The organism is Micromonospora sp. KC723, from assembly GCF_004348595.1.
Taxonomy (GTDB): Bacteria; Actinomycetota; Actinomycetes; order Mycobacteriales; family Micromonosporaceae; genus Micromonospora.
On the sequence record NZ_SMKD01000273.1, the window covers coordinates 1 to 1,273 of the forward strand.

The following is a 1,273-nucleotide window of genomic DNA, read 5'->3' on the forward strand; positions in this document are numbered from 1 at the left end:
TGGTGGGGGCGAGCGGGCGGGCCGCGCCGCGACCGGCCGGGACCGGTTCGGGCCGGCGTTCGTTCGGCACCCCGGTCGTGGTGATGGTGCCCTCGCCCCGCTCCAGCATTTCGCGGGCGGCCTCGAGCAGCCGCCGGGCCGGTGGGGTCAGCGCCTCCTCGTTGGCCAGCGGGATGGACAGGGTCACGGTGAGCACGGGGGCCGCGGTGTTGGCCGGGCGACGCTGGCCACCGGGGGGACGACCGGGGACCGCGGGTTGGGACGTATGCCATCCGGCGCGCGACGAGGCGGGGCTGACCGACATGGTCCTCCTTGGCTGGTCCGGGTAATCCCACGGCCCGGGACGCCGCTTCATCGATGCTTCCGGGCCCCCGAGCGAGGGTCAAGGGCCAGCCACGTTGCATGAATGTGACAATTGACGAACACATCGCAGCCGAACCCTCGCTCTGCGTACGAGCCAGATGATTACAGCAGAGTCACCATCGCGGATCGCTATGGGGGTACCCACCTCGCGCACAGCGCCGGGTCGGGGCGCGGCGCACCGGGGCGGAGGGTCCCGGGCGCGCCGCGCGGGCCGGGATCAACGGCACCGGTCGACCCGGACCCGCGCCTCGTCGGCGAGGCGGTAACCGACGCCGTGCACGGTGGTCACCAGGGGCGTGTCGGCGCCGAGCTTGGCGCGCAACCGGCGGACGTGCACGTCCACCGTGCGCGCCACCGCGTGCTCGTAGCCCCAGACGTGGTGCAGCAACTGGAGCCGGGTGAACACCCGGTGGGGGTGCTCGGTGAGGAAGAGCAGCAGGTCGAACTCGATCCGGGTGAGCGGGACGTCCCGGTCGCCCCGGCGGACCACGCGGGTGCCGGCCAGCACGTGCAGGGTCTCCGGGTGGTCGTGGTCCGGCTCGGCCGCCGCAGCCGGGCGGACAGCCGGCAGGGCGGGCACCGCTCGCGGGCCGGCCGGCTCCGCCAGCCGTACGACGCCCTCGCCGGCCTCGGCCAGTTCGCCGAGCAGGTCGACGAGGCGGGCCAGCCGGGGGGTCAGGGCCGCGGCGGCCAGGTCGACGGTGATGGTCAGCGTCGGAGTGGTGCGGGGCCGGCTCGACGCCGCCCGGTCGGGGCGGCCCGGCGGGTGCGGACGCGGGGTGATGGCGACGACGGACATCGGGGCCTCCTGAAGTGGCGGGGTGGTCCGCCACGCCCGGTGGGGCGCGACGGTCAGCGCGACGCCCGGCCGGCGGTCACCGGGGGCGAGGTGGACGGGCGGGGATGGGTC

At 75.6% G+C, this 1,273-nt stretch carries 1 protein-coding gene and 1 pseudogene; both read right to left on the reverse strand.

Features of this window, described 5'->3' with window-relative positions; translation table 11 throughout:
• Positions 1-304 (reverse strand): annotated as a pseudogene (locus tag E1165_RS28595) (winged helix family transcriptional regulator); the annotation flags it as partial.
• Positions 305-580: 276 nt separating this feature from the next.
• Positions 581-1,075 carry a winged helix-turn-helix domain-containing protein gene (locus E1165_RS28600; protein ID WP_371687415.1) on the reverse strand — a complete coding sequence of 165 codons (495 nt, stop codon included), beginning with the start codon at positions 1,073-1,075 and terminating at the stop codon, positions 581-583.
• Between the last annotated feature and the right edge of the window lie 198 nt (positions 1,076-1,273).